General features: G+C 70.2%; 21 protein-coding genes. 7 read left to right on the forward strand and 14 right to left on the reverse strand.

All coding sequences use genetic code 11. The features are described from left to right. Positions 1 to 76 precede the first annotated feature (76 nt). The gene (locus tag EFK10_RS37600) at positions 77 to 1,135 is read right to left on the reverse strand and encodes a PHP domain-containing protein (protein ID WP_127360136.1); all 1,059 of its coding nucleotides are present in this window, start codon (positions 1,133 to 1,135) and stop codon (positions 77 to 79) included. Between the two features lie 77 nt (positions 1,136 to 1,212). Here EFK10_RS37600 and EFK10_RS37605 point away from each other — a divergent pair, with 77 nt between their 5' ends. Then, positions 1,213 to 1,686 carry a group II truncated hemoglobin gene (locus tag EFK10_RS37605; RefSeq protein WP_127360137.1) on the forward strand — a complete coding sequence of 158 codons (474 nt, stop codon included), beginning with the start codon at positions 1,213 to 1,215 and terminating at the stop codon, positions 1,684 to 1,686. Positions 1,687 to 1,704: 18 nt separating this feature from the next. On the opposite strand, the gene EFK10_RS37610 is transcribed toward EFK10_RS37605, so the two are convergent. The 6 genes from EFK10_RS37610 to panB form a co-directional block, all read right to left on the reverse strand. Next, complete coding sequence (locus tag EFK10_RS37610; RefSeq protein ID WP_127360138.1) at positions 1,705 to 2,520, reverse strand: ABC transporter permease; 816 nt, start codon at positions 2,518 to 2,520, stop codon at positions 1,705 to 1,707. After that, a complete protein-coding gene (locus EFK10_RS37615; RefSeq protein ID WP_127360139.1) occupies positions 2,517 to 3,524 on the reverse strand; it encodes an ATP-binding cassette domain-containing protein in 1,008 nt (335 codons plus the stop codon). Before EFK10_RS37615 ends, EFK10_RS37610 begins: the two co-directional genes overlap by 4 nt. 54 nt (positions 3,525 to 3,578) lie before the next feature. Then, positions 3,579 to 4,295, reverse strand: coding sequence for an anti-sigma factor family protein (locus EFK10_RS37620; RefSeq protein ID WP_240677714.1), 717 nt, complete (start codon positions 4,293 to 4,295; stop codon positions 3,579 to 3,581). Then, positions 4,292 to 4,867 carry a sigma-70 family RNA polymerase sigma factor gene (locus EFK10_RS37625; protein ID WP_127360140.1) on the reverse strand — a complete coding sequence of 192 codons (576 nt, stop codon included), beginning with the start codon at positions 4,865 to 4,867 and terminating at the stop codon, positions 4,292 to 4,294. The genes EFK10_RS37620 and EFK10_RS37625 overlap by 4 nt, the downstream gene beginning before the upstream one ends. Positions 4,868 to 4,884: 17 nt before the next feature. Then, a complete protein-coding gene (locus EFK10_RS37630) occupies positions 4,885 to 5,430 on the reverse strand; it encodes a hypothetical protein (protein WP_164836310.1) in 546 nt (181 codons plus the stop codon). A gap of 166 nt (positions 5,431 to 5,596) precedes the next feature. Next, positions 5,597 to 6,466, reverse strand: a complete 870-nt coding sequence (gene panB, locus EFK10_RS37635; protein WP_127360142.1) for a 3-methyl-2-oxobutanoate hydroxymethyltransferase — start codon at positions 6,464 to 6,466, stop codon at positions 5,597 to 5,599. Between the two features lie 180 nt (positions 6,467 to 6,646). Here panB and EFK10_RS37640 point away from each other — a divergent pair, with 180 nt between their 5' ends. The 4 genes from EFK10_RS37640 (at position 6,647) to EFK10_RS37655 (ending at position 11,369) form a co-directional block, all read left to right on the forward strand. After that, positions 6,647 to 8,248 (forward strand): MFS transporter, encoded by a 1,602-nt coding sequence (locus EFK10_RS37640; protein ID WP_127360143.1) that lies wholly within the window; start codon positions 6,647 to 6,649, stop codon positions 8,246 to 8,248. After that, the gene (locus tag EFK10_RS37645) at positions 8,245 to 8,883 is read left to right on the forward strand and encodes a TetR/AcrR family transcriptional regulator (protein WP_127360144.1); all 639 of its coding nucleotides are present in this window, start codon (positions 8,245 to 8,247) and stop codon (positions 8,881 to 8,883) included. Before EFK10_RS37640 ends, EFK10_RS37645 begins: the two co-directional genes overlap by 4 nt. Before the next feature lie 250 nt (positions 8,884 to 9,133). Beyond that, complete coding sequence (locus EFK10_RS37650; protein ID WP_407647229.1) at positions 9,134 to 10,054, forward strand: endonuclease/exonuclease/phosphatase family protein; 921 nt, start codon at positions 9,134 to 9,136, stop codon at positions 10,052 to 10,054. Between the two features lie 103 nt (positions 10,055 to 10,157). Further along, entirely contained in the window at positions 10,158 to 11,369 is a 1,212-nt protein-coding gene (locus EFK10_RS37655; RefSeq protein WP_127360146.1) for an MFS transporter, read from the forward strand. Positions 11,370 to 11,654: 285 nt separating this feature from the next. Here EFK10_RS37655 and EFK10_RS37660 read toward each other — a convergent pair whose 3' ends face one another. Then, a complete protein-coding gene (locus tag EFK10_RS37660; RefSeq protein ID WP_206305744.1) occupies positions 11,655 to 13,409 on the reverse strand; it encodes an NAD+ synthase in 1,755 nt (584 codons plus the stop codon). Positions 13,410 to 13,426: 17 nt separating this feature from the next. Then, a complete protein-coding gene (locus EFK10_RS37665) occupies positions 13,427 to 14,941 on the reverse strand; it encodes a multicopper oxidase family protein (RefSeq protein ID WP_127360147.1) in 1,515 nt (504 codons plus the stop codon). 295 nt (positions 14,942 to 15,236) lie between these two features. Here EFK10_RS37665 and glnA point away from each other — a divergent pair, with 295 nt between their 5' ends. Further along, positions 15,237 to 16,598, forward strand: a complete 1,362-nt coding sequence (gene glnA / locus EFK10_RS37670; protein ID WP_127360148.1) for a type I glutamate--ammonia ligase — start codon at positions 15,237 to 15,239, stop codon at positions 16,596 to 16,598. Positions 16,599 to 16,714: 116 nt separating this feature from the next. Here the strand turns inward: glnA and EFK10_RS37675 are convergent, their stop codons facing one another. Beyond that, entirely contained in the window at positions 16,715 to 16,966 is a 252-nt protein-coding gene (locus tag EFK10_RS37675) for a hypothetical protein (RefSeq protein ID WP_127360149.1), read from the reverse strand. Between the two features lie 142 nt (positions 16,967 to 17,108). On the opposite strand from EFK10_RS37675, the gene EFK10_RS37680 reads away from it, so the two are divergent. Continuing rightward, the gene (locus EFK10_RS37680; RefSeq protein ID WP_127360150.1) at positions 17,109 to 17,537 is read left to right on the forward strand and encodes a TOBE domain-containing protein; all 429 of its coding nucleotides are present in this window, start codon (positions 17,109 to 17,111) and stop codon (positions 17,535 to 17,537) included. On the opposite strand, the gene EFK10_RS37685 is transcribed toward EFK10_RS37680, so the two are convergent. The 4 genes from EFK10_RS37685 to EFK10_RS37700 are packed head-to-tail and all read right to left on the reverse strand — an operon-like array spanning position 17,538 to position 21,065. Next, the gene (locus EFK10_RS37685; protein ID WP_127360151.1) at positions 17,538 to 17,858 is read right to left on the reverse strand and encodes a 4a-hydroxytetrahydrobiopterin dehydratase; all 321 of its coding nucleotides are present in this window, start codon (positions 17,856 to 17,858) and stop codon (positions 17,538 to 17,540) included. A 39-nt stretch (positions 17,859 to 17,897) separates the two neighbouring features. Continuing rightward, the gene (locus tag EFK10_RS37690; protein ID WP_127360152.1) at positions 17,898 to 18,926 is read right to left on the reverse strand and encodes a TolB family protein; all 1,029 of its coding nucleotides are present in this window, start codon (positions 18,924 to 18,926) and stop codon (positions 17,898 to 17,900) included. Then, on the reverse strand, positions 18,923 to 20,185 hold the full coding sequence (locus EFK10_RS37695; protein WP_127360153.1) for an MFS transporter: 1,263 nt from the start codon (positions 20,183 to 20,185) through the stop codon (positions 18,923 to 18,925). The genes EFK10_RS37690 and EFK10_RS37695 overlap by 4 nt, the downstream gene beginning before the upstream one ends. A 1-nt stretch (position 20,186) precedes the next feature. Next, positions 20,187 to 21,065 (reverse strand): alkaline phosphatase family protein, encoded by an 879-nt coding sequence (locus EFK10_RS37700; protein ID WP_127360154.1) that lies wholly within the window; start codon positions 21,063 to 21,065, stop codon positions 20,187 to 20,189. Positions 21,066 to 21,188: the final 123 nt, after the last annotated feature.

A 21,188-nucleotide genomic window follows, 5' to 3' on the forward strand; every position in this document is an offset into this window, starting at 1 on the left:
CCCCACCCAGCCGCCAGGGTGGGGGAGAGCCCCTGGTTTCGGGAAGGGGCGGGGTGGGGGAGGACAACAGCCCCGGTCAGGCGGGGGCGCGGGTGCGGGTCCAGGTCAGGAGGCGGTCGGCGGGCCAGGTGTTGATGACGCGCGCCGGAGGGACACCGCATTCCTCGGCCCGCGCGCAGCCGTAGATCTGCCAGTCGAGTTGCCCCGGCGCATGCGCGTCGCTGTCGATGGAGAAGAGGACACCCGCGTCGAGGGCCTGGCGGAGCAGCCGCTGGGGCGGGTCGAGCCGCTCGGGCCGGCTGTTGATCTCGACGGCGGTGCCGTAGGCCTGGCAGCCGGCGAAGACCATGTCGGCGTCGAACTCCGACTCGGCCCGGAGCTTGCCCTCGTTACGACGGCCGTCGCCACCGGCGACCAGGCGCCCCGTGCAGTGCCCGAGCACATCAACATGCGGGCTGGCGACGGCGGCGACCATGCGCCGCGTCATCTCCGCCCGCCCCATCCGCAGCTTGCTGTGCACCGAGGCGACCACGACGTCCACGCGCTCCAGCAACTCGACGCTCTGGTCGAGGGAGCCGTCCGTCAGGATGTCGCACTCGATGCCGGTGAGCAGCCGGAAGGGCGCGAGCCGGGCGTTGAGTTCCGCGACCACGTCGAGCTGCTCCCGCAGGCGTTCCGCCGAGAGCCCCCGGGCGACGGTGAGGCGGGGGGAGTGGTCGGTGAGGGAGGCCCATTCGTGGCCAAGGTCAATGGCGGTACGGGCCATGGCCTCGATGGGGCTGCCGCCGTCGGACCAGTCGGAGTGCAGATGGCAGTCCCCCCGCAGCGCGGCCCGAAGAGCGTCGCCGCCCTCCACAGGCGGCCAGGAGGACTCCGCCTCGGCCTCCAGTTTGGCCAGATACCCCGGCACCCGGCCCGCCAGAGCCTCCCGTACGACCCCCGCGGTCTTCGGCCCGACCCCCTTGACCGACTCCAGCGTCCCGGCCTCGGCCCGCTCCTTCAGCTCATGCTCCGGCAGCGCGGCAATCGCGGCCGCCGCCGTCCGGAAGGCCCTGACCCGGTACGTCGGCGCCTGGCCGCGCTCCAGCAGGAACGCGATCCGGTCAAGGGCCTCGACGGGCCCGAGGGGCTCCATAGGTCCAGGGTGCGCGCTGGTTGCGCTGACCGCGAACCGTCGCGCGCGCCCGACCGGCGGCGCACATGCTGGAGTTCATGACAGAGCTAGCAGATCGAGCGGATCGGGCAGCGACCCTCTACGAGGCCGTCGGCGGCACCGAAGGCCTTCGCCGGCTGAGCAACACCTTCTACGAAGCCGTCCTGGCCGACCTACTCCTCGCCCCCGTCTTCGCCGACTTCACCCCCACCCACGTCGAGCACGTCACGGTCTGGCTCGCCGAGATCTTCGCCGGTCCGGCGGACTTCACCGCCGACCTCGGCGGCCATCAGGCGCTGCTCCGGGCCCACCTCGGGCTGTCGATCACCGAGGAGCAGCGGCTGCGCTGGATGGAGCTGATGGCGGCCGCGGTGGACAAGGAGCTTCCGGACGACGAGTTGCTGCGCCGCCGCGTCCTGGAGTACTTCGACTGGGGCACCCGGATCGCCCGTGACGTCTCCGCCGCCTCCGTGGGCGAAGACCTCGGCGACCCGGGGCCCACCCCACGCTGGGGCTGGGACGGCCTGGCCTGACTGTGACCCGCCCGGGGCTCAGGTCTTCTTGCGGAAGCGGGCCACCGCCAGCGGCGCCGTGATGAGAGTGATGCCCGCCGCCCAGGCGAGGGTCATCCACACGGAGTGGGCGACGGGTCCGCCGTTGATGAGGTTGCGGCTGGCGTCGGCGAGGTTGGAGAGGGGGTTGACCTCGGTGAAGGACTGGAGCCAGCCCGGCATCGTGGTCGGCTTGGTGAAGATCGAACTGCCGAACTGCAGCGGCATGACGACGATCATGGCGAGTCCCTGGACCGACTGGGGGGTCTTGGCGACAAGGCCCAGCAGGATGAAGATCCACATCAACGAGGCACCGAAAACGGTGGACAGGGCGACCGCCGCGAGCAGTCCGAAGACGCCCGTGGTGGCGTGCAGCCCGAGGATGAAGCCCATGGTCAGGAGGATGATCGTGGCGATGAGCGCGCGGCCGACCTCCACGACCATCTTGGCGATCAGCACCGACGACCGGGCTATCGGCATGGTCCGGAAGCGGTCCATGACGCCGGTCTTGAAGTCGGAGTTGATGCCGGTGCCGACCGCCATCGCGATGTTCATGCCCATCATCGCCATCAGGCCGGGGACCGTATAGTTGACGTACGCGCTCTGGCTGCCTTCGAGGGCGCCCCCGAAGACGTACACGAACAGCAACGTGAAGACGATCGGCATCAGTAGGGCGTCGAACATCGACTCCGGGTCCTGCTTGATCTGCATGACATTGCGGCGCACCAGCGCGCCGATGTGCCGGAGGTTCGCCCGCAGGCTGATGCGTCCCTCGGCGGGAGCGGGGGCGGGGCGGGTCAGTACGGTCGCGCTCATGCCACGAGCTCCTTGTCTTCGTCGCGTACGTCGTCCTGTGCATCCGGGTCGCGTACGTCTTCGGGTGAGGCCTTCTGGCCGGTGATGGCGAGGAACACCTCGTCCAAGCTGGGCAGATGGGTGCCGATGCCGGCGATGGCGAAGCCGCGTGCGCCCAGGAGGCCGACGGCCTCGGTCAGTTGCTCGTCGCTGGTGATCGGAACGTTCAGCACGCCGGCGGCGTGGTCCGGCGTCGACCCGGCGAGCACCGCCGCCATCGCGGGGAGTGTGCCGGGGTCCACCGGGCGGATCTGCAGGGTGCGGCCGCCGACCTTGGCCTTGAGCTCGTCGACGCGGCCGGCGGCGATCACGCGGCCGCGGTCGAAGACCGTCAGCTCGTGCGCGAGCTGCTCGGCCTCCTCCATGTACTGGGTGGTGAGCAGCACGGTCGCCCCCTCGGCGACCATCCGCTGGACCTCCTTCCACACCTCGTTGCGGGTGCGCGGGTCCAGCCCGGTCGTCGGCTCGTCCAGATACAGCACCGCGGGGTGCCCGATCATGCTGGCGGCCAGGTCGAGGCGGCGCCGCATGCCGCCCGAGTAGCCCTTGGCGGGCCGCTTGGCGGCCTCGGTGAGGGAGAAGCGCTCCAGCAGATCGCCGGCGCGGGCCCGGGCTTCCTTGCGGGACAGATCGAGCAGCCGCCCGATCATGTAGAGGTTCTCCCACCCCGACAGGGCCTCGTCCACTGACGCGTACTGCCCGGTCAGCCCGATCACCCGGCGCAGCTCGCGCGGCTGGCGCAGTACGTCGTACCCCGCCACCCGCGCCGTCCCGGCGTCCGGCTGGATCAGCGTCGACAGCACCCGCACCAGGGTGGTCTTCCCCGCCCCGTTGGGCCCCAGGACCCCGAGTACGGTGCCTTGCCGTACGTCGAGGTCCACCCCGTCCAGCGCCTTGGTGGCGCCGTAGTGCTTTACCAGGCCGCGCACTTCAACGGCGTTCTCGTACGTCCTCCGCGTTGTCATGCGGCAACGATCGCGTGCCCCGCCGACACGGCGCCGACATACCGCCGACAGAAATCAGGTGTTCACCGACACCAATCGTTCGCCCTTCGTCGTGACGACGTCCAGCCGGGTGATGTCGCTGGGCGACAGCCCGGCACCGCCTTCGATCGTCAGCGGCGTGGGCTGGGAGGCGGTGCCGTAGCCGGCGGCCGGGACGGACCAGGTGGAGACGGTCTGCTGGGAGCCGTCCTTGGCGATGGCGACCAGGCGACAGGTGAGGGGACCGGAGACGCCGGCGAGGGTGAGGTCGACCTGCGTGCCCCACTTCTTGTCGGTGAGGCCGACGGTGGCCTTCACACCGGTGGAGGCGTCCTTGGCGGTGTGGGTCTCGCCGGCGATGGGGGTGGTGGAACCGGAGTTGCCGGAACTCGCCGCCAGATAGGCCGCGGACGGGCCACCGACGACCAGCACGGCCGCCGCCACCAGCGCGAGCCAGCGGCGGCGGCGTTGCACGCCGCGCTCCGTGCTGACCCGGTCGACCAGCTTGCGCAGCAGTGCGTCGCCGCTGGGCGGCACCGGTGATCCGGCGCCGGCCGGGCCGAGCTCGGCCAGGATGGGGACGAGCCCGCTCAGCTCGTCGAGCTGCTCCCCGCAGTCGGGGCAGACCGCGAGGTGGTGTTCGAAGCGTGCCATCTCGACGTCGTCGAGCACGCCGAGGACGTACGCCCCGACGTCGACATGAGGGTCACGGGGATCATGGGGCGCCCCGGGCCCGGAACCGTAGACCGTCACGAGGTGGTCACACCCCTCTCCTCCAGTGCGATTTTCAGTGAGCGAAGTGCGTAGAACACCCGCGAGCGGACAGTGCCCGGCGGGACGCCGAGCTCGGCGGCCGCCTCATTGACTGTACGACCCTTGAAATAGGTCTCGATCAGTACCTGGCGGTGAGCCTCGCTGAGGTCGTCCAGGGCGTCGGATATGGTCATCAGCCGCAAGGAACGGTCGAGTTCGTCCTCGGCGGGCAGTTGGTCGAGGGCTGCGGGGGAGGCCTCCGGAGGTCTGGCCTGACGGCTGCGGTGACCGTCGATGACGATCCGCCGTGCGACCGTTACCAACCAGGGCCGCAGAGACCGGGCAGCGGGGTCGAGCCGAGACGCGCTTTTCCAGGCCCGGAGCAACGTCTCCTGAACGACGTCCTCGGCCAGATAGCGGTCGCCGCCGACCAGCCGCATGACATAAGCGAAGAGCGCGCCCGCATGGGCTTTGTACAGCTCCCGCATCAAATCTTCTTCCGGGGCTCTCCCGGCGCGGTGATCGGCCACGGCCCGATCCTGCCCTACCTGAGGCCGTCGGTCGAGTCCCATCAAAGCTTCCCCGATCATCAGTATCCTGACGGGTTGGTCGAGGTGCTGGGGCTGCTGCCTGCGGTCTCTCCAGCTTTCTGACCATCGGGGGTTGACACGTACCAGACCTGGCCGACGTCCTGTCCGTTGGTGTCGCCGGGTTGCTTGTCGCCCGTGTACCGATACAGCGGCCAGCCATTGAGGGTGAGCTGCATGGTGCCGTCGGGGCGCTTGATGCTGCCGACGAGGTTCTGGTCCACGCCCATCACTTGCGTGTCGGAGACGGCCGCGGCGGCCGGCCACATGGTCGCGCACTGATCGACGCAGTTGGTGGTGGGTGGATTGTTCTTGTCGTTGTCGAAGCGGTAGAGCGTCCAGCCGCTGCCGTCGGTGACGATGTTGCCGCCGAGTGCGGCACTCTGCGCGCTCTTCAGGCCGGCGCTGGACTGCGGCTGGGACGGCGCGGGAGGCTGTGCGGGCACCGAGTTCGACGGAGCCGTACTCGTCGTGGCGGACGAGCCGCAGGCAGTGGCGACGATCAGCATCGCCGCGGCGAACCCGCCCGCGACGGCGGATCGGCGCATGCTTGAAGTATTCATGTCACGGCCCCAGGCTGCTGCTTTGCTCGGCTTTCCGCTGTGAGCGGCGGACACCTGTAGATACGCGGCCGGGCCGGGCGCGGCTCAACGTGGCCGGAAAAAAGTTGCGTGCCCGGCAATCCGCGGACCGCCGGGCACCGAACACCACCTGTCAGTGGAAGCTGTGCTCCTCCGCCGGGTACGCCCCGCCGATCACGTCCTCCGCGAAGGCCTGGGCGGCTCCGCCCAGCACCTCGCGCAGCTGGGCGTACTGCTTGACGAAGCGCGGCAGGCGGCCGCCGGTCATGCCCGCCATGTCCGTCCACACCAGCACCTGCGCGTCGCAGTTCGCGCCCGCGCCAATGCCGACGGTCGGGATGTGCAGAGAGGTGGTGACCTCGGCGGCCAGCTCGGCCGGGACCAGCTCCAAAACGACGGAGAAGGCGCCGGCGTCCTGCACGGCCTTGGCGTCGCGCAGCAGCTGGTGGGCCGCCTCGTCGCCGCGGCCCTGGACCGGGTAGCCGCCGAAGGCGTTGACGGACTGAGGGGTGAGGCCGATGTGCGCCATGACTGGGATGCCGGCCTGGACGAGCAGCTCGATCTGGTGGGCGGAGCGCTCGCCGCCCTCCAGCTTGACCGCGCCGCACCCGGCGTCCTTGACCAGCCGGGTGGCGCTGCGCAGTGCCTGCGTGGGGCTCTCCTGGTAGGAGCCGAAGGGCAGGTCGCCGATGACCATGGCGCGGCTGGTGCCTCGCACGACGGCCGCCGACAGCATCGTCATCTCGTCCATGGTGACCGGGACGGTGCTTTCGTAGCCGAGGTGACAGTTGCCCATCGAGTCCCCGACCAGGAGTACGGGGATGCCGGCCTCGTCGAAGACGGAGGCGGTCATGGCGTCGTAGGCGGTGAGCATGGGCCATTTCTCGCCGCGCTCCTTGGCGGCGGCGATGTCCCGCACGGTGATGCGGCGGGTGCCCTTTCCTCCGTACAGCGCCTTGCTGCTGTCGGAGGGCTTTTGGGCAGCCGAAACGGGATGCGTCATTGCAACGGCTCCTTCGTCATCTCGAGGCGCCCTGACGGCGTCCCCGGACCACATCCATGCTGACACGCGCGGCCCCGACCGCAAAGGGGACGGTCACGTGATCCACAAGACGTACCGAGTTTGCCGAGCTTTTACGATACGAGACGGTGCCGTATCGTAAATCGGTCTAGCCTGGAACACATGTCGTCCCCTGCAACCTCACCGGCCCGAAGCGTTTCCGAGGCGGTCCACAACCGCCGCTGGGCCATCCTCACGGTGCTGCTCTTCAGCCTGCTGGTGGTGGTTCTCGACAACTCGATCCTGAATGTGGCGATGAAGACCATCGCCCAGCCCGCCCCGACCGGCCTGGGTGCCACCCAGAGCCAGCTGGAGTGGGCGATCAACTCCTACACGCTGGTCTTCGCGGGTCTGCTGTTCACCGCAGGGCTGCTCGGTGACCGGCTCGGCCGCAAGAAGACCCTGCTCCTCGGCATGTTCGTGTTCGGCGCGGGCTCCGCGCTCTCCGCGATGTCCGACTCCTCGGGGCAGCTCATCCTCTTCCGCGCCCTGATGGGCTTCGGCGGCGCCTTCATCATGCCCGCCACGCTCGCGATCATCATGAACGTCTTCGAGCGTGAGGAGCAGCCCCGGGCGATCGGCATCTGGGCCGGCGTCGTCGGCCTCGCCATCGCGATAGGCCCGATCACCGGCGGCCTGCTGCTCCAGCACTTCTGGTGGGGCTCGGTCTTCCTGGTCAACGTCCCCATCGTGATCGCCGGGATCATCGCCATGATCCTCATCGTCCCCGACTCCCGGGACCCACGGCCCGGCCGCCTCGACCCGGTCGGCGTCCTGCTCTCCATCGTCGGCCTGGTCCTGCTGGTCTTCGGTATCATCAAGGGCGGCCAGCTCGGTGACTTCACCAACCCCGAGGCCTGGGGCGCCATACTCGGCGGACTCGCCGTTCTCGCGGCCTTCGTGCTGTACGAGAAGCGCAGCGACCACCCCGCGCTGGACGTCACGTACTTCCGCAACCGGCAGTTCTCCGCCTCCGTGGCCGCCATAGGCCTGGTCTTCTTCGCCCTCATGGGCGTGACCTTCTTCGTGGTCTTCTACACCCAGAGCGTGCGCGGCTACAGCGCCCTCCAGTCCGGCCTGCTGCTGCTTCCGCTCGCCGTCGCGCAGATGATCTTCGCGCCACGTGCCCGGCTGGCGGTCGACCGCTTCGGCCCGCGCGCGGTGTGTGCGGCGGGCATGCTCGTGACGGCCGTCGCCTTTTTCGGCTTCCTGCTGCTGGACGCGAACAGTCCGATCTGGATCCTCGAGGTGCTGTTCGCCCTGATGGGTGTCGCGATGGCGCACGTCATGCCGCCCGCCACCGTGATGATCATGTCCTCGCTGCCGCGGGAGAAGGCCGGTTCCGGATCGGCCGTCAACAACACCTTCCGGCAGGTCGGAGGGGCCATCGGGGTCGCGGTGCTCGGCTCGGTGATGTCGACCGCCTACCGCAACGGCATCGACAGCCACCTCAGCGTTCTGCCCGCCTCCGCCCGGCACGCCGCCGGTGAGTCCATCGAGGCCACCCTCGCCGTCGCCGGGAAGCTCGGACCGGCTGGGCGGTCCCTGGTCGGGCCGGCCAACGACGCCTTCATCCACGCCATGCACATCACGGCCGTCTGCTCGGCCGTGGTGGCCCTGATCGGCGCGATCGTCGTCCTGGTCTTCCTGCCCCGCAAGGACGCCGCCCCGAGCGCTTCCGGCGGTGGTGAGCGCGAGGGCGAGCGGGTGGAGGCCGGCCGATGACCGCGCCAGGAGGTGTGGACGGCGGCGCCGAACCGGTCGAGGCCGCAATCGTGCAGCGTCGCGGGCGACCGCGCAGCGTCGCCGTGGACACGGCGGTCGTCGAGACCGTACTGCACCTCCTGGAGGAGGGCGCCACCATCGACGACCTCTCCATAGAGCGGATCGCACGCTGCGCGGGCGTCGGCAAGGCGACCCTCTACCGTCGGTGGTCGGGCAAGGACCAGCTGATGCTCGACGTTCTGCGCTCCATCGACGAAGAACCGCCGGCCCTGGAGGGCGTGTCGGTCCGCGACGACCTGGTCGTTCTCGTCGACACCATCAGGCGGCGCGGCCTCGCCAAGCGCACCTCCGCCGTCCTGCGCCAGATCATGGCTGCCCTGCAGAGCCGGCCCGAGCTGTGGGACCACTACCACCGTACCGTCATCGAAGCCCGCCGCCAGCAGGTGTACGAAGTGCTGAGCCGGGGCGTCCGCACCGGCGAACTGCGCGACGACATCGACCTGGAGATCCTCGGGGACCTCTTCTCCGGGCCGATGCTGGCCCGTTCGATGATGCGGCCCGGGACCACGCTGGAAGAGGGGCTGTCGGAACGTATGGTCGACGCGGTACTCGAAGGTGTACGCAAATCGGTCTGAATGTAGTCGTTGTGTCACAGATGCGCGGTGTGGCGAGTCCCACGGGAACCCGCCGCGCCGCGCGCCCCGTCCTCCAAGTGTCGATCCCCTATGGTCGACACTGCACTTGGCAAGACAGTGAGGACTCCCCCCCATGACCCAGGCGTACCATCCGGACGTTTCCACCGACGGCGGCCCCGGGTCGCGCGGCACGGCGGACGCGTCCCGGCGCGGAGGACCCGGTGGGCGGTTCGGCTGGCGCAGAGAGGGCATGTGGCGACGCGGCATCGTCACCGCCGCCTGCGCCGTGGTGCTGGCGCTGCTGCTGATCCTCCACTCGAATGTACCCAACCGCATCGGCAATCTGGGCAGCCTCCTCGAGACCTTCCTGCCCTGGCTGGGCTTGGCGATCCCGGTGCTGCTGGTCATCGGCCTGCTGCGCCGCTCGGCGATTGCGCTCATCGCCGTACTGCTGCCGCTCACGGTGTGGTTCAACCTCTTCGGTGGCCTGATCAGCGACAAGTCGGCGGCCGGCGGCAATCTGACCGTCCTGACGCACAACGTCAACGCGGAGAATCCGGACCCGGCGGCGACCGCCAAAGACGTCATTTCGGGCGGCGCCGACGTCGTCGCGCTGGAGGAGCTTCCGGACAATCAGGTCTCCACGTATGTCGCGCAGCTGAAGAGCGCATACCCCTATCACGCCGTCAAGGGCACGGTCGGGCTGTGGAGCAAGTACCCCATCAGCGGCGTCAGGGCCGTGGACCTCCGGCTCGGCTGGACCCGCGCCATGCGCGCCGCCGTCGCCACGCCGCACGGGAGCGTCGCGGTCTACGTAGCCCATCTGCCGTCGGTACGGGTCAATTTCAGCCTCGGCTTCACCGCGAACGGGCGGGACCGCAGCGCCGACGCGCTCGGCTTGGCCATCGCGCAGGAGAAGCTGCCCGGCGTCATCCTGCTCGGCGACCTCAACGGCACCATGAACGACCGGGCGCTCGCCTCCATCACCTCACAGATGCGGTCCACGCAGGGCGTTGCGGGCGACGGCTTCGGCTTCAGCTGGCCGGCGAACTTCCCGATGGCGCGCATCGACCAGATCATGGTCAAGGGCATCCAGCCGACCAAGTCGTGGGTGCTTCCGGCGACGGGGAGCGACCACCGGCCGGTCGCGGCGCGGGTACAGATCGGTTAGCACGGTCGCAACCTGGCGTTTTCCGTGCGGGAAGATTTGTCTGAGAGACTTTGTTTGAAGGTTGAACATACTCTCGCCCCTCCGCACCGCTGGAAGGTCTCTCATGCCCCTGGCCCTGCTGGCCCTGGCCATCTCGGCATTCGGCATCGGCACAACGGAGTTCGTGATGATGGGCCTGCTGCCCAACGTCGCCGACGATCTCCACACCTCGATCCCAACCGCCGGCTACCTCGTGTCCGCCTACGCCCTCGGCGTCGTCATCGGCGCCCCGCTGCTGGCCGCGCTCACGACCCGCATGCCGCGCAAGACCGTGCTGATCTCCCTCATGGGGCTCTTCACCGTTGGCAACGTCCTGTCCGCCCTCGCCCCCGGTTACGGCTGGCTCTTCGCCGGTCGCGTGCTGTCCGGGCTGCCGCACGGTGCCTTCTTCGGCGTCGGCGCGGTCGTCGCCGCCGGCATGGTCGAGCCCGCGCGGCGGGCCCGCGCGGTCTCCCTGATGATCGCCGGGCTCACCGTCGCCAACATCGTCGGCGTCCCCGTCGCCACCCTTATGGGCCAGCACCTTGGCTGGCGCGCGACCTTCCTCGCGGTCGGGGTCATCGGGCTCGCCGCCATCGCCAGCATCGCCCTGCTCGTGCCCCAGCTCCCGGCCGCGCCCGGCGCCGGGCTCCGTGGTGAGCTCGCCGCCTTCCGCAGCGCGCAGGTCTGGCTGGCCCTGGGCACGACGGTGTTCGGCTTCGCCGCGGTCTTCGCGGTCTACAGCTACATCACGCCGCTCCTCACGGACGTCGCCGGCTTCGGCGACAGCAGCGTCACGCTGGTGCTCGCGCTGTTCGGCGTCGGCGCGACGATAGGCAACCTGGTGGGTGGGCGCCTCGCCGACCGGGCCCTGCGGCCCTCGCTCATCGGCGGCCTCGGCGCGATGGCGATCGTCCTGGCGCTCTTCACGGTCACCGCACACGCGCAGTGGAGCGCGGCCCTTACGGTCGTCCTGCTCGGGATCGCCGCGTTCGCGGCCGGCTCCCCGATGATGGTCATGGTCATGGAGAAGGCCCGCCACGCGCCCAGCCTCGCCTCCTCCGCCAACCAGGCCGCCTTCAACCTCGCCAACGCCGGCGGTGCCTGGCTCGGCGGCCTCGTCATCGCCCACGGCTTCGGCTACACCGCCCCCGCCGTCCTCGGCTCCGCCCTCGCCCTCAGCGGCCTCGCCATCGCCACCACGGCGGCCCTCCTGGAGCGCCGTGCGCCGGAGGCGTCCCGCGTCATCGCCGGCGGCGCGGCTGCGTCGCCGGCGGCGCAGGCCGAGCGGGTCTAGCCCTCCCCTTGCACCCTCCCGGGTTGGGGGTAGGCCGGCCTCCCCCCGCTAGATCCGTACTTCGCGGGTGGCTGATTCAGGCGAACCGGGCGGCTCCCGGAAGCTGCGGCGCGATCGGATTCGATCGACATTCATGCTTCCTCACGCCGACTCGATACACGCCGATCACCCGACCCGTCACACACTGGGAGGGGGTCCTCCCCACCCAGCCGCCAGGCTGGGGGAGGACCCCCAGCGGAACGCTCTCCCACAACCCGGTGGAACCGGTGAAAGCGAAGCGCAGCGCTACGCGTGCTCGCGCCAGCGGTTGGTGATGGGGAGGCGGCGGTCCTTGCCGAAGCCCTTGGCGGAGATCTTGGTGCCCGGAGGGTATTGGCGCCGCTTGTACTCCGCGGTGTCCACCATCCGCAGGGTGCGGGCGACGAGCTCGGCGTCGAAGCCTGCGGCGACGATGGCGTCGCGGCCCTGGTCCTGGTCGACGTAGAGCGCGAGGACGCGGTCGAGGATGTCGTAGTCGGGCAGGGAGTCGGTGTCGACCTGGCCGGGGCGGAGCTCGGCGCTGGGCGGCTTGGCGATGGAGTTCTCGGGGATGGGCGGGGTCTGGCCGCGCTCCTCCGCGGCGGCGTTGCGCCAGCGCGCCAGGCGGAAGATCAAGGTCTTGTAGACGTCCTTGATCGGCCCGTACGCGCCCACCGAGTCGCCGTACAGCGTCGAGTAGCCCACCGCCAGCTCGCTCTTGTTGCCCGGTGCGAGCACGATGTGGCCCTCCTGGTTGGAGATGGCCATCAGGGTCGTGCCGCGCAGCCGGGACTGCAGGTTCTCCTCGGCCAGCCCGGTCAGGTGCAGTGCGCCCATGTACGCGTCGAACATGGGCCCGATCGATACGGTCCGGAAGTTGAGCCCGGTGCGCCGGGCCAGCTCGGCGGCGTCGCCCTTGGAATGCTCGGAGGAGTATCGGGAGGGCATCGACACGCCGTACACGTTCGCTGCGCCGACCGCGTCGCAGGCGATGGCGGCGACCAGCGCGGAATCGATTCCGCCCGAGAGCCCGATGAGCACCGACCGGAAGCCGTTCTTGGCGACGTAGGCCCGCAGACCCACCACCAGCGCGGTGTAGACCTCCTCGTCGTCGGCGAGGCGGGGCGCGTGACCGCCGCGCACTTCCACCTCGTAGGGCGGCAGAGACTCGGCCGACAGCACGACGTGCTCGATCTCCAGGCCGTCCTCGGCGACACCGCTCGGCGGCTCGGCAGCGGCAGTCGGCAGGTCGAGGTCGACAAGGACGCAGCCCTCCTCGAACTGCGGGGCGCGGGCGATGACTTCGCCGTCCTCGGAGACGACGATGGAGTCACCGTCGAAGACCAGCTCGTCCTGACCGCCCATCATGGCGACGTACGCGAGGCTGCAGCCGGCCTCCTGGGCGCGCTTGCGCACCAGCTCGAGGCGGGTGTCGTCCTTGGCGACCTCGTACGGAGAGGCGTTGATGGACAGCAGCAGCCCGGCCCCGGCGGTACGGGTGGCCGGCACGCGTCCGCCGTCCTGCCAGAGGTCCTCGCAGATCGCCAGGGCGACGTCGACACCCCGGACCCGCACCACCGGGAGGGTGTCGCCGGGCACGAAGTAGCGGAACTCGTCGAAGACCCCGTAGTTGGGCAGGTGGTGCTTGGCGAAGCGCAGCACCACGCGCCCGCCGTGCAGGACGGCCCCCGCGTTGCGCGGCGAACCGGCCGGCTGGCCGTAGCGGGGCTGGGCCTTCTCGCTGCGGTCGAGGTAGCCGACGACCACCGGCAGCTCGCCGAAGCCCTCGGCCGCCAGACGGGCGGCGAGCGCGTCCAGGGCGGCGCGGCTGGCCTCGACGAAGGATGACCGCAGGGCGAGGTCCTCGACGGGATAGCCGGTCAGCGCCATCTCGGGGAAGGCCACCAGGTGGGCCCCCTGCTCGGCGGCGTGCCGGGTCCAGCGCACGATAGACTCGGCGTTCCCGGCGATGTCGCCGACGGTGGAATCGATCTGATTCAGGGCGAGGCGAAGTTGAGGCACGACGCCCAGTGTAATCGTCAGTCCGACGCATAGCCCAGCACCGTCATCATGCCCCCCTCCGAGTGGTAGATGTTGTGGCAGTGCAGCATCCACAGCCCCGGATTGTCGGCGTCCAGGTCCACCGTCAGTTTCCGCCCGGGCAGGATGATCGCGGTGTCCTTCCGGGCCCCTCCGCCGGGCTGCGAGAAGGTGTGCCCGTGCAGATGCACCGGGTGCCACATCCCGGTGTGGTTGGCGAACTCGAGCCGTACCCGCTCGCCCTTCCGCACCGCGTGCGGGGTGCTGTGGTGGTGGTCGTACGGCTGCCGGTCGAAGGCCCAGTCGTGCTGCCGCATGCTGCCGGTCAGCGTCAGCCGGATCGTACGGTCCGGGGCGCGGTCCGCCGGCCGCACGCTGTCGGCCGCCCGCATCAGATCCGCCGTGACCAGCGCCCCGTCCAGCTCCGCCGGGCGGGTGCCGGCCGCCGGTGCCGCGCCCATCGGCGAGGTGCGCAGCACGGCCAGCGCGGTCGGGCCCTTGCCCTCGGCCAGGGCGGTCAGCGGGAAGACGCCGTCGCCGGCGGTGACCAGGACGTCGTAGCGCTCGCCCATGCCGAGCAGCAGCGCGTCGGTTTCGGCCGGCTGCACGGGCTCGCCGTCGGTGTGCGTCACCGTCATGCGGTGGCCGCCGAGCGCGACCCGGAAGGCCGTGTCGCCGCCCGCGTTGATGAAGCGGATCCGGATCCGGTCGCCGGGCTTCGCCGTGAAGACCGAAGGGTCGTCCGCCGTACGGCCGTTGACCAGGTACAGCGGGTAGTCCACATGCCCCGGCTCGCCACGGCCGAGCAGGACGCTTCGCGGCCTCTGCCCCAGCATCCTGCTCGGGTGGGTGGCCGGGCCGCCCATCAGCTCGGCCATGACCGCGTCCGGGGTGCTGCCGTCCACCCCGTCGAGCCAGTCGTCGAGCACGACCGTCCACTCCCTGTCGTACGACAGCGGCTCCCTCGGGTCCTCCACGATGAGCGGCGCGTACAGCCCCCGGTCCACCTGTACCCCGGTGTGCGGATGGAACCAGTACGTCCCCGGCCGGTCCACGGCGAAGCGGTACGCGAACTCGCCGCCCGGCGCGATCGGCGCCTGGGTCAGGTCCGGCACGCCGTCCATGTCGTTGCGCAGGGCCAGGCCGTGCCAGTGGGCGGAGGTCGTGTCGGGCAGATGGTTGACCACGCTGGCGGCGAGAGTGTCGCCGGCAGTCAGCCGGATCTCGGTGCCGGGCAGCTCGCCCCCATACGTCCAGGTCCGTACGCTCCGGCCGCCGCCGAGCTCCACCGGTCCCTCCACCGCCGTCAGCCGCACCTCCCGGACGGTGCCGTTCGTCGTCCGCAGGCGCTCCACGGCCGCGACCTCGGGCCCGTTCGGGCTGACGAAGCGGCCGGGGGAGTCCCCGGGGTCCGGCGCCGCGTTGTCGCTGCGGTTCTGGGCGGTGCGGGTACAGGCGGCCAGTGCGGCTGCCCCGGTGAGGGCGAGCGTGGCTCGCCGGGTGTGCATGGCCATGGGGACAGCTCACAGCCGCAGCCCGACGAACGCACCGCACGTTGCGCCGGACCGGGCCCGATTCACCGGAACGGCCCACATCCTGCCCGTGACCATGGGTCGCCGTCGGCCTCGCGCCTCAGGTCGAAGCGCCTGGAGATCGTCCGCGCACCTTCTGGCCATCTGGTGACCCGTCTGGCGGAGTGGGTGCGTAATGTGGAGGAAACCACAAGGGGCGATACTGGCATGCCCCACTGAATGCCGCCGAATGCCCTGGCTGTGGTGCACAGGCCGTATGACCTGCAAGGATGTAGCTATGGACAAGCAGCAGGAGTTCGTTCTTCGTACGCTGGAGGAGCGGGACATCCGCTTCGTGCGGCTGTGGTTCACCGACGTGCTCGGCTATCTGAAGTCGGTGGCCGTGGCGCCCGCGGAGCTGGAGCAGGCGTTCGACGAGGGGATCGGTTTCGACGGGTCGGCGATCGAGGGCTTCGCGCGCGTCTACGAGTCGGACATGATCGCGAAGCCGGATCCGAGCACCTTCCAGATCCTGCCCTGGCGCGCCGAGGCCCCCGGCACCGCGCGGATGTTCTGCGACATCCTCATGCCGGACGGCTCCCCGTCCTTCGCGGACCCGCGCTATGTGCTCAAGCGCGCGCTGGCGAAGACCTCCGACCTCGGCTTCACCTTCTACACCCACCCCGAGATCGAGTTCTTCCTGCTCAAGGACAAGCCGACGGACGGCACGCGCCCCACGCCCGCCGACACCTCCGGCTACTTCGACCACACCCCGCACAACATCGGGCAGGACTTCCGCCGGCAGGCCATCACCATGCTGGAGTCGATGGGCATCTCGGTGGAGTTCTCCCACCACGAGGGCGCCCCCGGCCAGCAGGAGATCGACCTGCGGTACGCGGACGCGCTGTCCACCGCCGACAACATCATGACCTTCCGCCTGGTCATGAAGCAGGTCGCGCTGGAGCAGGGCGTGGAGGCCACCTTCATGCCCAAGCCGTTCAGCGATCACCCCGGCTCCGGCATGCACACGCACCTCTCGCTCTTCGAGGGCGACCGCAACGCCTTCTACGAGTCCGGCTCGGAGTTCCAGCTCAGCAAGGTCGGCCGTTCCTTCATCGCGGGCCTGCTCAAGCACGCCGGCGAGATCTCGGCCGTCACCAACCAGTGGGTCAACTCGTACAAGCGCATCTGGGGCGGCTCCCAGCGCACCGCCGGCGCCGGCGGCGAGGCCCCCTCCTACATCTGCTGGGGCCACAACAACCGCTCCGCCCTCGTCCGCGTCCCCATGTACAAGCCCGGTAAGACCGGCTCCACCCGCGTCGAGGTCCGCTCCATCGACACCGGCGCCAACCCCTACCTGGCCTACGCCGTCCTGGTCGCCGCCGGCCTCAAGGGCATCGAGGAGGGCTACGAGCTCCCCCCGGGCGCCGACGACGACGTCTGGGCGCTCACCGACGCGGAGCGCCGCGCGCTCGGCATCGAGCCGCTGCCGCAGAACCTCGGCGAGGCCATCACTTTGATGGAGCGTAGCGAGCTGGTCGCGGAGACGCTCGGCGAGCACGTCTTCGACTTCTTCCTCCGCAACAAGAAGCAGGAGTGGGAGGAGTACCGCTCCGAGGTCACCGCCTTCGAGCTGCGGAAGAACCTCCCCGTTCTGTAGAAGTCAAGACCCGGTGATCGCCGGACGGGTGCGTTGAGCGTGGCTGTCCGGCGAGTCGAACAACTCATGAAACGGGCGCCGGGGCATTGCTGCCCCGGCGCCCGAGATCTGTCGGGTTATTTCTTGGTGCAGACCTTGTGCGGCTTGACCCAGACCTTCATGGTCTTGCCGTTCTTGCGGACTTTCTTGTAGTAGCCCTTGACGGTGTGGCACTTCTTCATGCTGGTGCCGTGAGGGCTCGTAGCGGCCACGCTGGTGCCTGCCGTCGGCGCCGCGAAGGCGGTAACCGTCGAGGCCATGACTGCTCCGCCGGCCAGCACTGCTGCGGCGGTACCGGTGGCAAGAGCGCGTGCGATTCGGCTTCCCATTTCTCGCAACCTTCCCTGATCGGCATCCCCCTGTGCCATTCTGCATCGTCTCGTCCCACACGCATCTCGAGCACCATTGGCACCACGGCGGACGGGCGCGTTGAGCGCGCCTGTCCGGCTGTCGCGTGTTTACGGTGTGCCCATGGGCCTGAGTATTCGCAACCAGATCGCCGGCACCGTCCTGTCCGTCGAGCCCGGCGAGGTGATGGCGGTGGTCAAGGTCGCCCTGGGGCGGGGGGAGTTGACGGCCGTGGTGACGAAGGAGGCCGTGAGGGAGCTGGGGATTGTGCCGGGTGGGGCGGTGACGGGGCTGGTGAAGGCGACCGAGGTGGCGGTGGCGACGGGGCCGGTGGAGGGGCTGAGCATCCGTAATCGGCTCGCCGGGACGGTGGTGGGGGTCGCGGCGGGCGAGGCCATGGCGACGGTGCGGATCGCGGTGGCGGATTCGGGGGTCGAGCTGACCGCGGCGATCACCCGGGATGCCGTGGCGGATCTCGGGATCGGGGAGGGGGCGAGTGTCGTGGCGCTGATCAAGGCGACGGACGTCGCCTTGTCGACGCGACCGGTCTAGTCAGGCGTGGACGCGGGTGTGGGAGCCGATGACGGTCTCCAGCCGGCGGGCCAGCTCCGTGTCGAGAGCGGTGATGCCGCCTGCGTCGTGCGTGGTGAGCGTGAAGTGCAGCTTGTTGTAGCGCACGTCGACGTCGGGGTGGTGGTTGAGCTTCTCGGCCTCGATCGCGACGTCGTTCAGGATGCGAATGGCTGACGGGAAGTCCCGGGCCTCGACATCACGGCGGAGGGTGACTCCCTCCTGCCGCCACTGCGGGAGGTCCTTGAGGGCTTCCTGGATCTCGGATTCGTCGAGCAGGTCCAGGGGGTCCAGTTCGGGCATGTCGCACACCTGCCTTCGGTTCCGTTTCCGCTGTCCCTTTCAGCCTACGTACGCGGGGGCCAGAGCGGCGGTCATGAGCCGCCGGGCGTGGCCCGTGCCGTCGGCGGGCACGGTCCACAGGTCGGCGCCGTAGTCGCCGGGGAGGGCGTAGACGACGGTGCGGCCGTCGGCCTGCCAGACGACCTGGTCGTCGACGCTGCGGGTCTCGGCGAGCGGGGTTTCGCGCATCGTGCGCAGGTCGAGTACGTAGAGCCGCCAGGGCGCGTCCGGGGAGCGGCCCTGGACGCGCTTTTTGAAGACGAGGCGGTCGCCGGCGGGGGAGAGGGAGGGGCATTCGACGTTTGTACGGAGGGTGCGCACCGTGTGGGTGACGGTGTCGCCGCGTACGAGGTGGGTGCTGCCGCCGGTGGCGAGGGTCGCGTAGAAGTGGGTGTCGTCGGCGAAGGTGACGCCCCAGAAGTTGGTGTCGGATGCGTGGTGGGTGCGGCCCTGCTTGAGGATGTGGAAGCTTTCGAGGTTGGGCTGGAGGCGCCAGGTGCGGGTGTCGAGGATGGAGGTGCGGGTGGAGAAGTTCGTGCCCGCGTACGAATCGCCGCTGACGAAGACGGTCCAGGCCACCATGCGCCCGTCCGGGGAGACCCGGGCCCGGGTCGGGATCCCGGCGAGGGCGTAGTGGCGCAGCTCGTGCAGGCCCGCGTCGAGCACGACGGCCCGGTACGTGTCCTGGACGGCTCCGCGCACTGCCTGGAGGCAGATGCCGGTGCCGCCGGCCGCGTAGAAGCGCAGGCACTTCACGCCGGAGGCGGTGCGCTTGCCGCCGGGAGTGGTGGCGGGGACGGTCGCGAGCTCGTCGCGGTGCGGGCCCCAGGCCATGTTGCGGAAGGCGAGCTTCCGTTCACCGGAGGCGGGCGTCAGGGCCACCGTCCCGGCTGCCACGGCCGGGCCGCCGGCCTGCGGGCGGTCCTTGCGCGCCGCCCGGTCGGCGGCGTGCAGCACGGAGGCCGTGGCGACGGCCGCCAACACGGCGAGGGCCGTGAGCAGGATGAGCACGCGGTTACGGGTCGTCATGCGGTGGCCTCCGGTCGCAGCCCTGCGGCGGTCGCCGCGCAGACCGCCAGTGCCACGGCGGCCGTGATCAGCGCCGTACGGTCGCCCCAGGCCGTCCAGGCGGCGCCGAAGGCGATCGATGCGGCGAAGCGGGCCGCCGCCTGGCCGGTCTGGACGATGGCCAGCCCGCTCGCCCGCAGTTCGGCAGGCACCGCCCCGGAAGCGGCGGCCATGAGGACGCCGTCCGTGGCCGCGTAGAAGGCACCGTGCAGAACGAGGACGGCGTACACGGGCCCGTGCGCGAGCAGCAGCCCGTACGCGGCGAGCAGCGCGAGGTGCCCGCCCAGGAACACCCGCCACCGCCCCAGCCGGTCGGCCAGCCGGCCCAGCGGCACCGCGAGCGCCAGGAATGTGGCCGCCGTGCCGAGCGGGAGCAGCGCGAACCATCGGTCCGGGACGCCCAGCCGGTGCTGGAGCAGCAGATAGATGAAGGCGTCGCTCACCGTGGCCAGTCCGAGCAGCAGCGCGCACGTGGTCAGCCGTCGCACGTCGCGGCGGCTCAGCAACGCGAGGGCGGCCCGCAGCGACGGCACCGGAGCGGCCCCTCCGTCTCGGGGAGGGGCCGCAGGCGCGAGCCCCCGGCCCGGCACGAACAGCAGCAGCACCAGAACCCCGACCGCCGCCACGCAGAAGCTGACGGTGAACACGGCGTCGTAGCCCTCCGCCGCCTGCCGCAGGATCAGGAAGGCGGCGAGGGGGCCGAGCAGCGCGCCCGTGGTGTCCATGGCGCGGTGGACGCCGAAGGCGCGGCCACGGGCCTCGGGAGCCGTCGACAGCGAGATCAGGGCGTCGCGCGGGGCGGTCCGCAGGCCCTTGCCGGTGCGGTCGGCGGCGAGGACGGCGCCGATCAGCGGAAGGCTGTGGACCGCCAGGAGCGCGGGCTTGCAGACGGCCGAGAGGCCGTATCCGACGGCGGCCACCGTCTTGTGCCGTCCGCTGCCCCGGTCGGCGAGGTGGCCGCCGACGAGCCGGACGAGGGCGCTGAAACCGTTGTAGACGCCGTCGAGGAGGCCGAAGCCGAGCGGGGTCAGGCCGAGGCCGGTGACGAGATAGAGCGGCAGGACGGCGGTGACCATCTCCGAGGAGACGTCGGTGATGAGGCTGACCGTGCCCAGGGCGAGGACGGTCGGGGCTATGGCGGCGGCACGGGACCGAGGCCCGGGGCGCGTTGCGCTCCGGGCCTCGGCCTCGGGGGTGCCGCGGCTGTCCGCGACATACACCTCAGGACCAGATGCCGGTGATGTCGGAGGCGGAGGCGGCGTTGCCGGCGTGCGCGGAGAGGCCGGCCATGTCCTCCAGGGTCCGCAGCAGGCTGTAGTGGTTGTACGTCGTCGAGGACGACGAGCCCGCTGTGACCTGCTGCCCGTAGAAGACGGTCGGGATCTTGTTGCCGGACAGCCGGTTGTCCTCGTCGAAGGTCACGACGAGGAGGCTGTTGTGGGCCTTGGCCCAGGTCGCGTAGGCGCCCAGGTTGTTCTTCAGCCAGGTGTCACCGGTCGCGACCGAGCAGTCGTGCATGTCGCTGCAGAGGTTCGGCACGACGAAGGAGACCTTGGGCAGCGTCGTGTAGTCCGTGGGGAACTGCGCGAAGGTGTGGGCGCTGGAGGTCGGCACATTGCTGAAGCCGAACCAGGGGTTGTGCTTCTGCGCATAGTTCCCGCTGCTGCAGGTGGTCGAACCGGCGCTCGGCAGCGACTCGTTGTAGCTGCCCCAGGTCTTGCCGGCGGCTATCAGCTCGGAGGCGAGATTGGGGGCGGAGCTGAAGCCGGGCGTGTAGCAGCTGTCGTCGGTGATGCCCTGGGTCGCGCCGGAGAAGAGCGCGAAGTAGTTGGGCTGACTGGGGTGGGTCTCGGCGTAGGAGGCGGTGAGGTTGGCGCCGCCGGTCTTGAGCGAGTTGATGTAGGGGGCGCTGGAGCTGCCGATGACCTGGCTGTACGCATGGTTCTCGAAGACCACCACGACCGTGTGGTCGGGGGTGGGCACGCTGCTCGCCGAGGGCTCCATCCGAGTGCCGCTGAGACCGGCCCACAGGCCGATCGCCAGGCCGACGAGCAGGAGGGCGGTGGAGAGAGCGGTGAAGGTGCGTTGTCGGCCGGTCACGGCTGACCTCCGTTGAGTGTGGGGGGAACGGAAACGCGCAGGGTCAAGGCTAGGAGCAGGCTGTGAGGGCCGGAAGCCCGGAGAGGTAAAGCTCTGGGGAACGCTCAGGTGCGTACTGGGGAC

Origin of the sequence: Streptomyces soli, assembly GCF_003999195.1 — a bacterium.
Classification (GTDB): domain Bacteria; phylum Actinomycetota; class Actinomycetes; order Streptomycetales; family Streptomycetaceae; genus Actinacidiphila; species Actinacidiphila soli.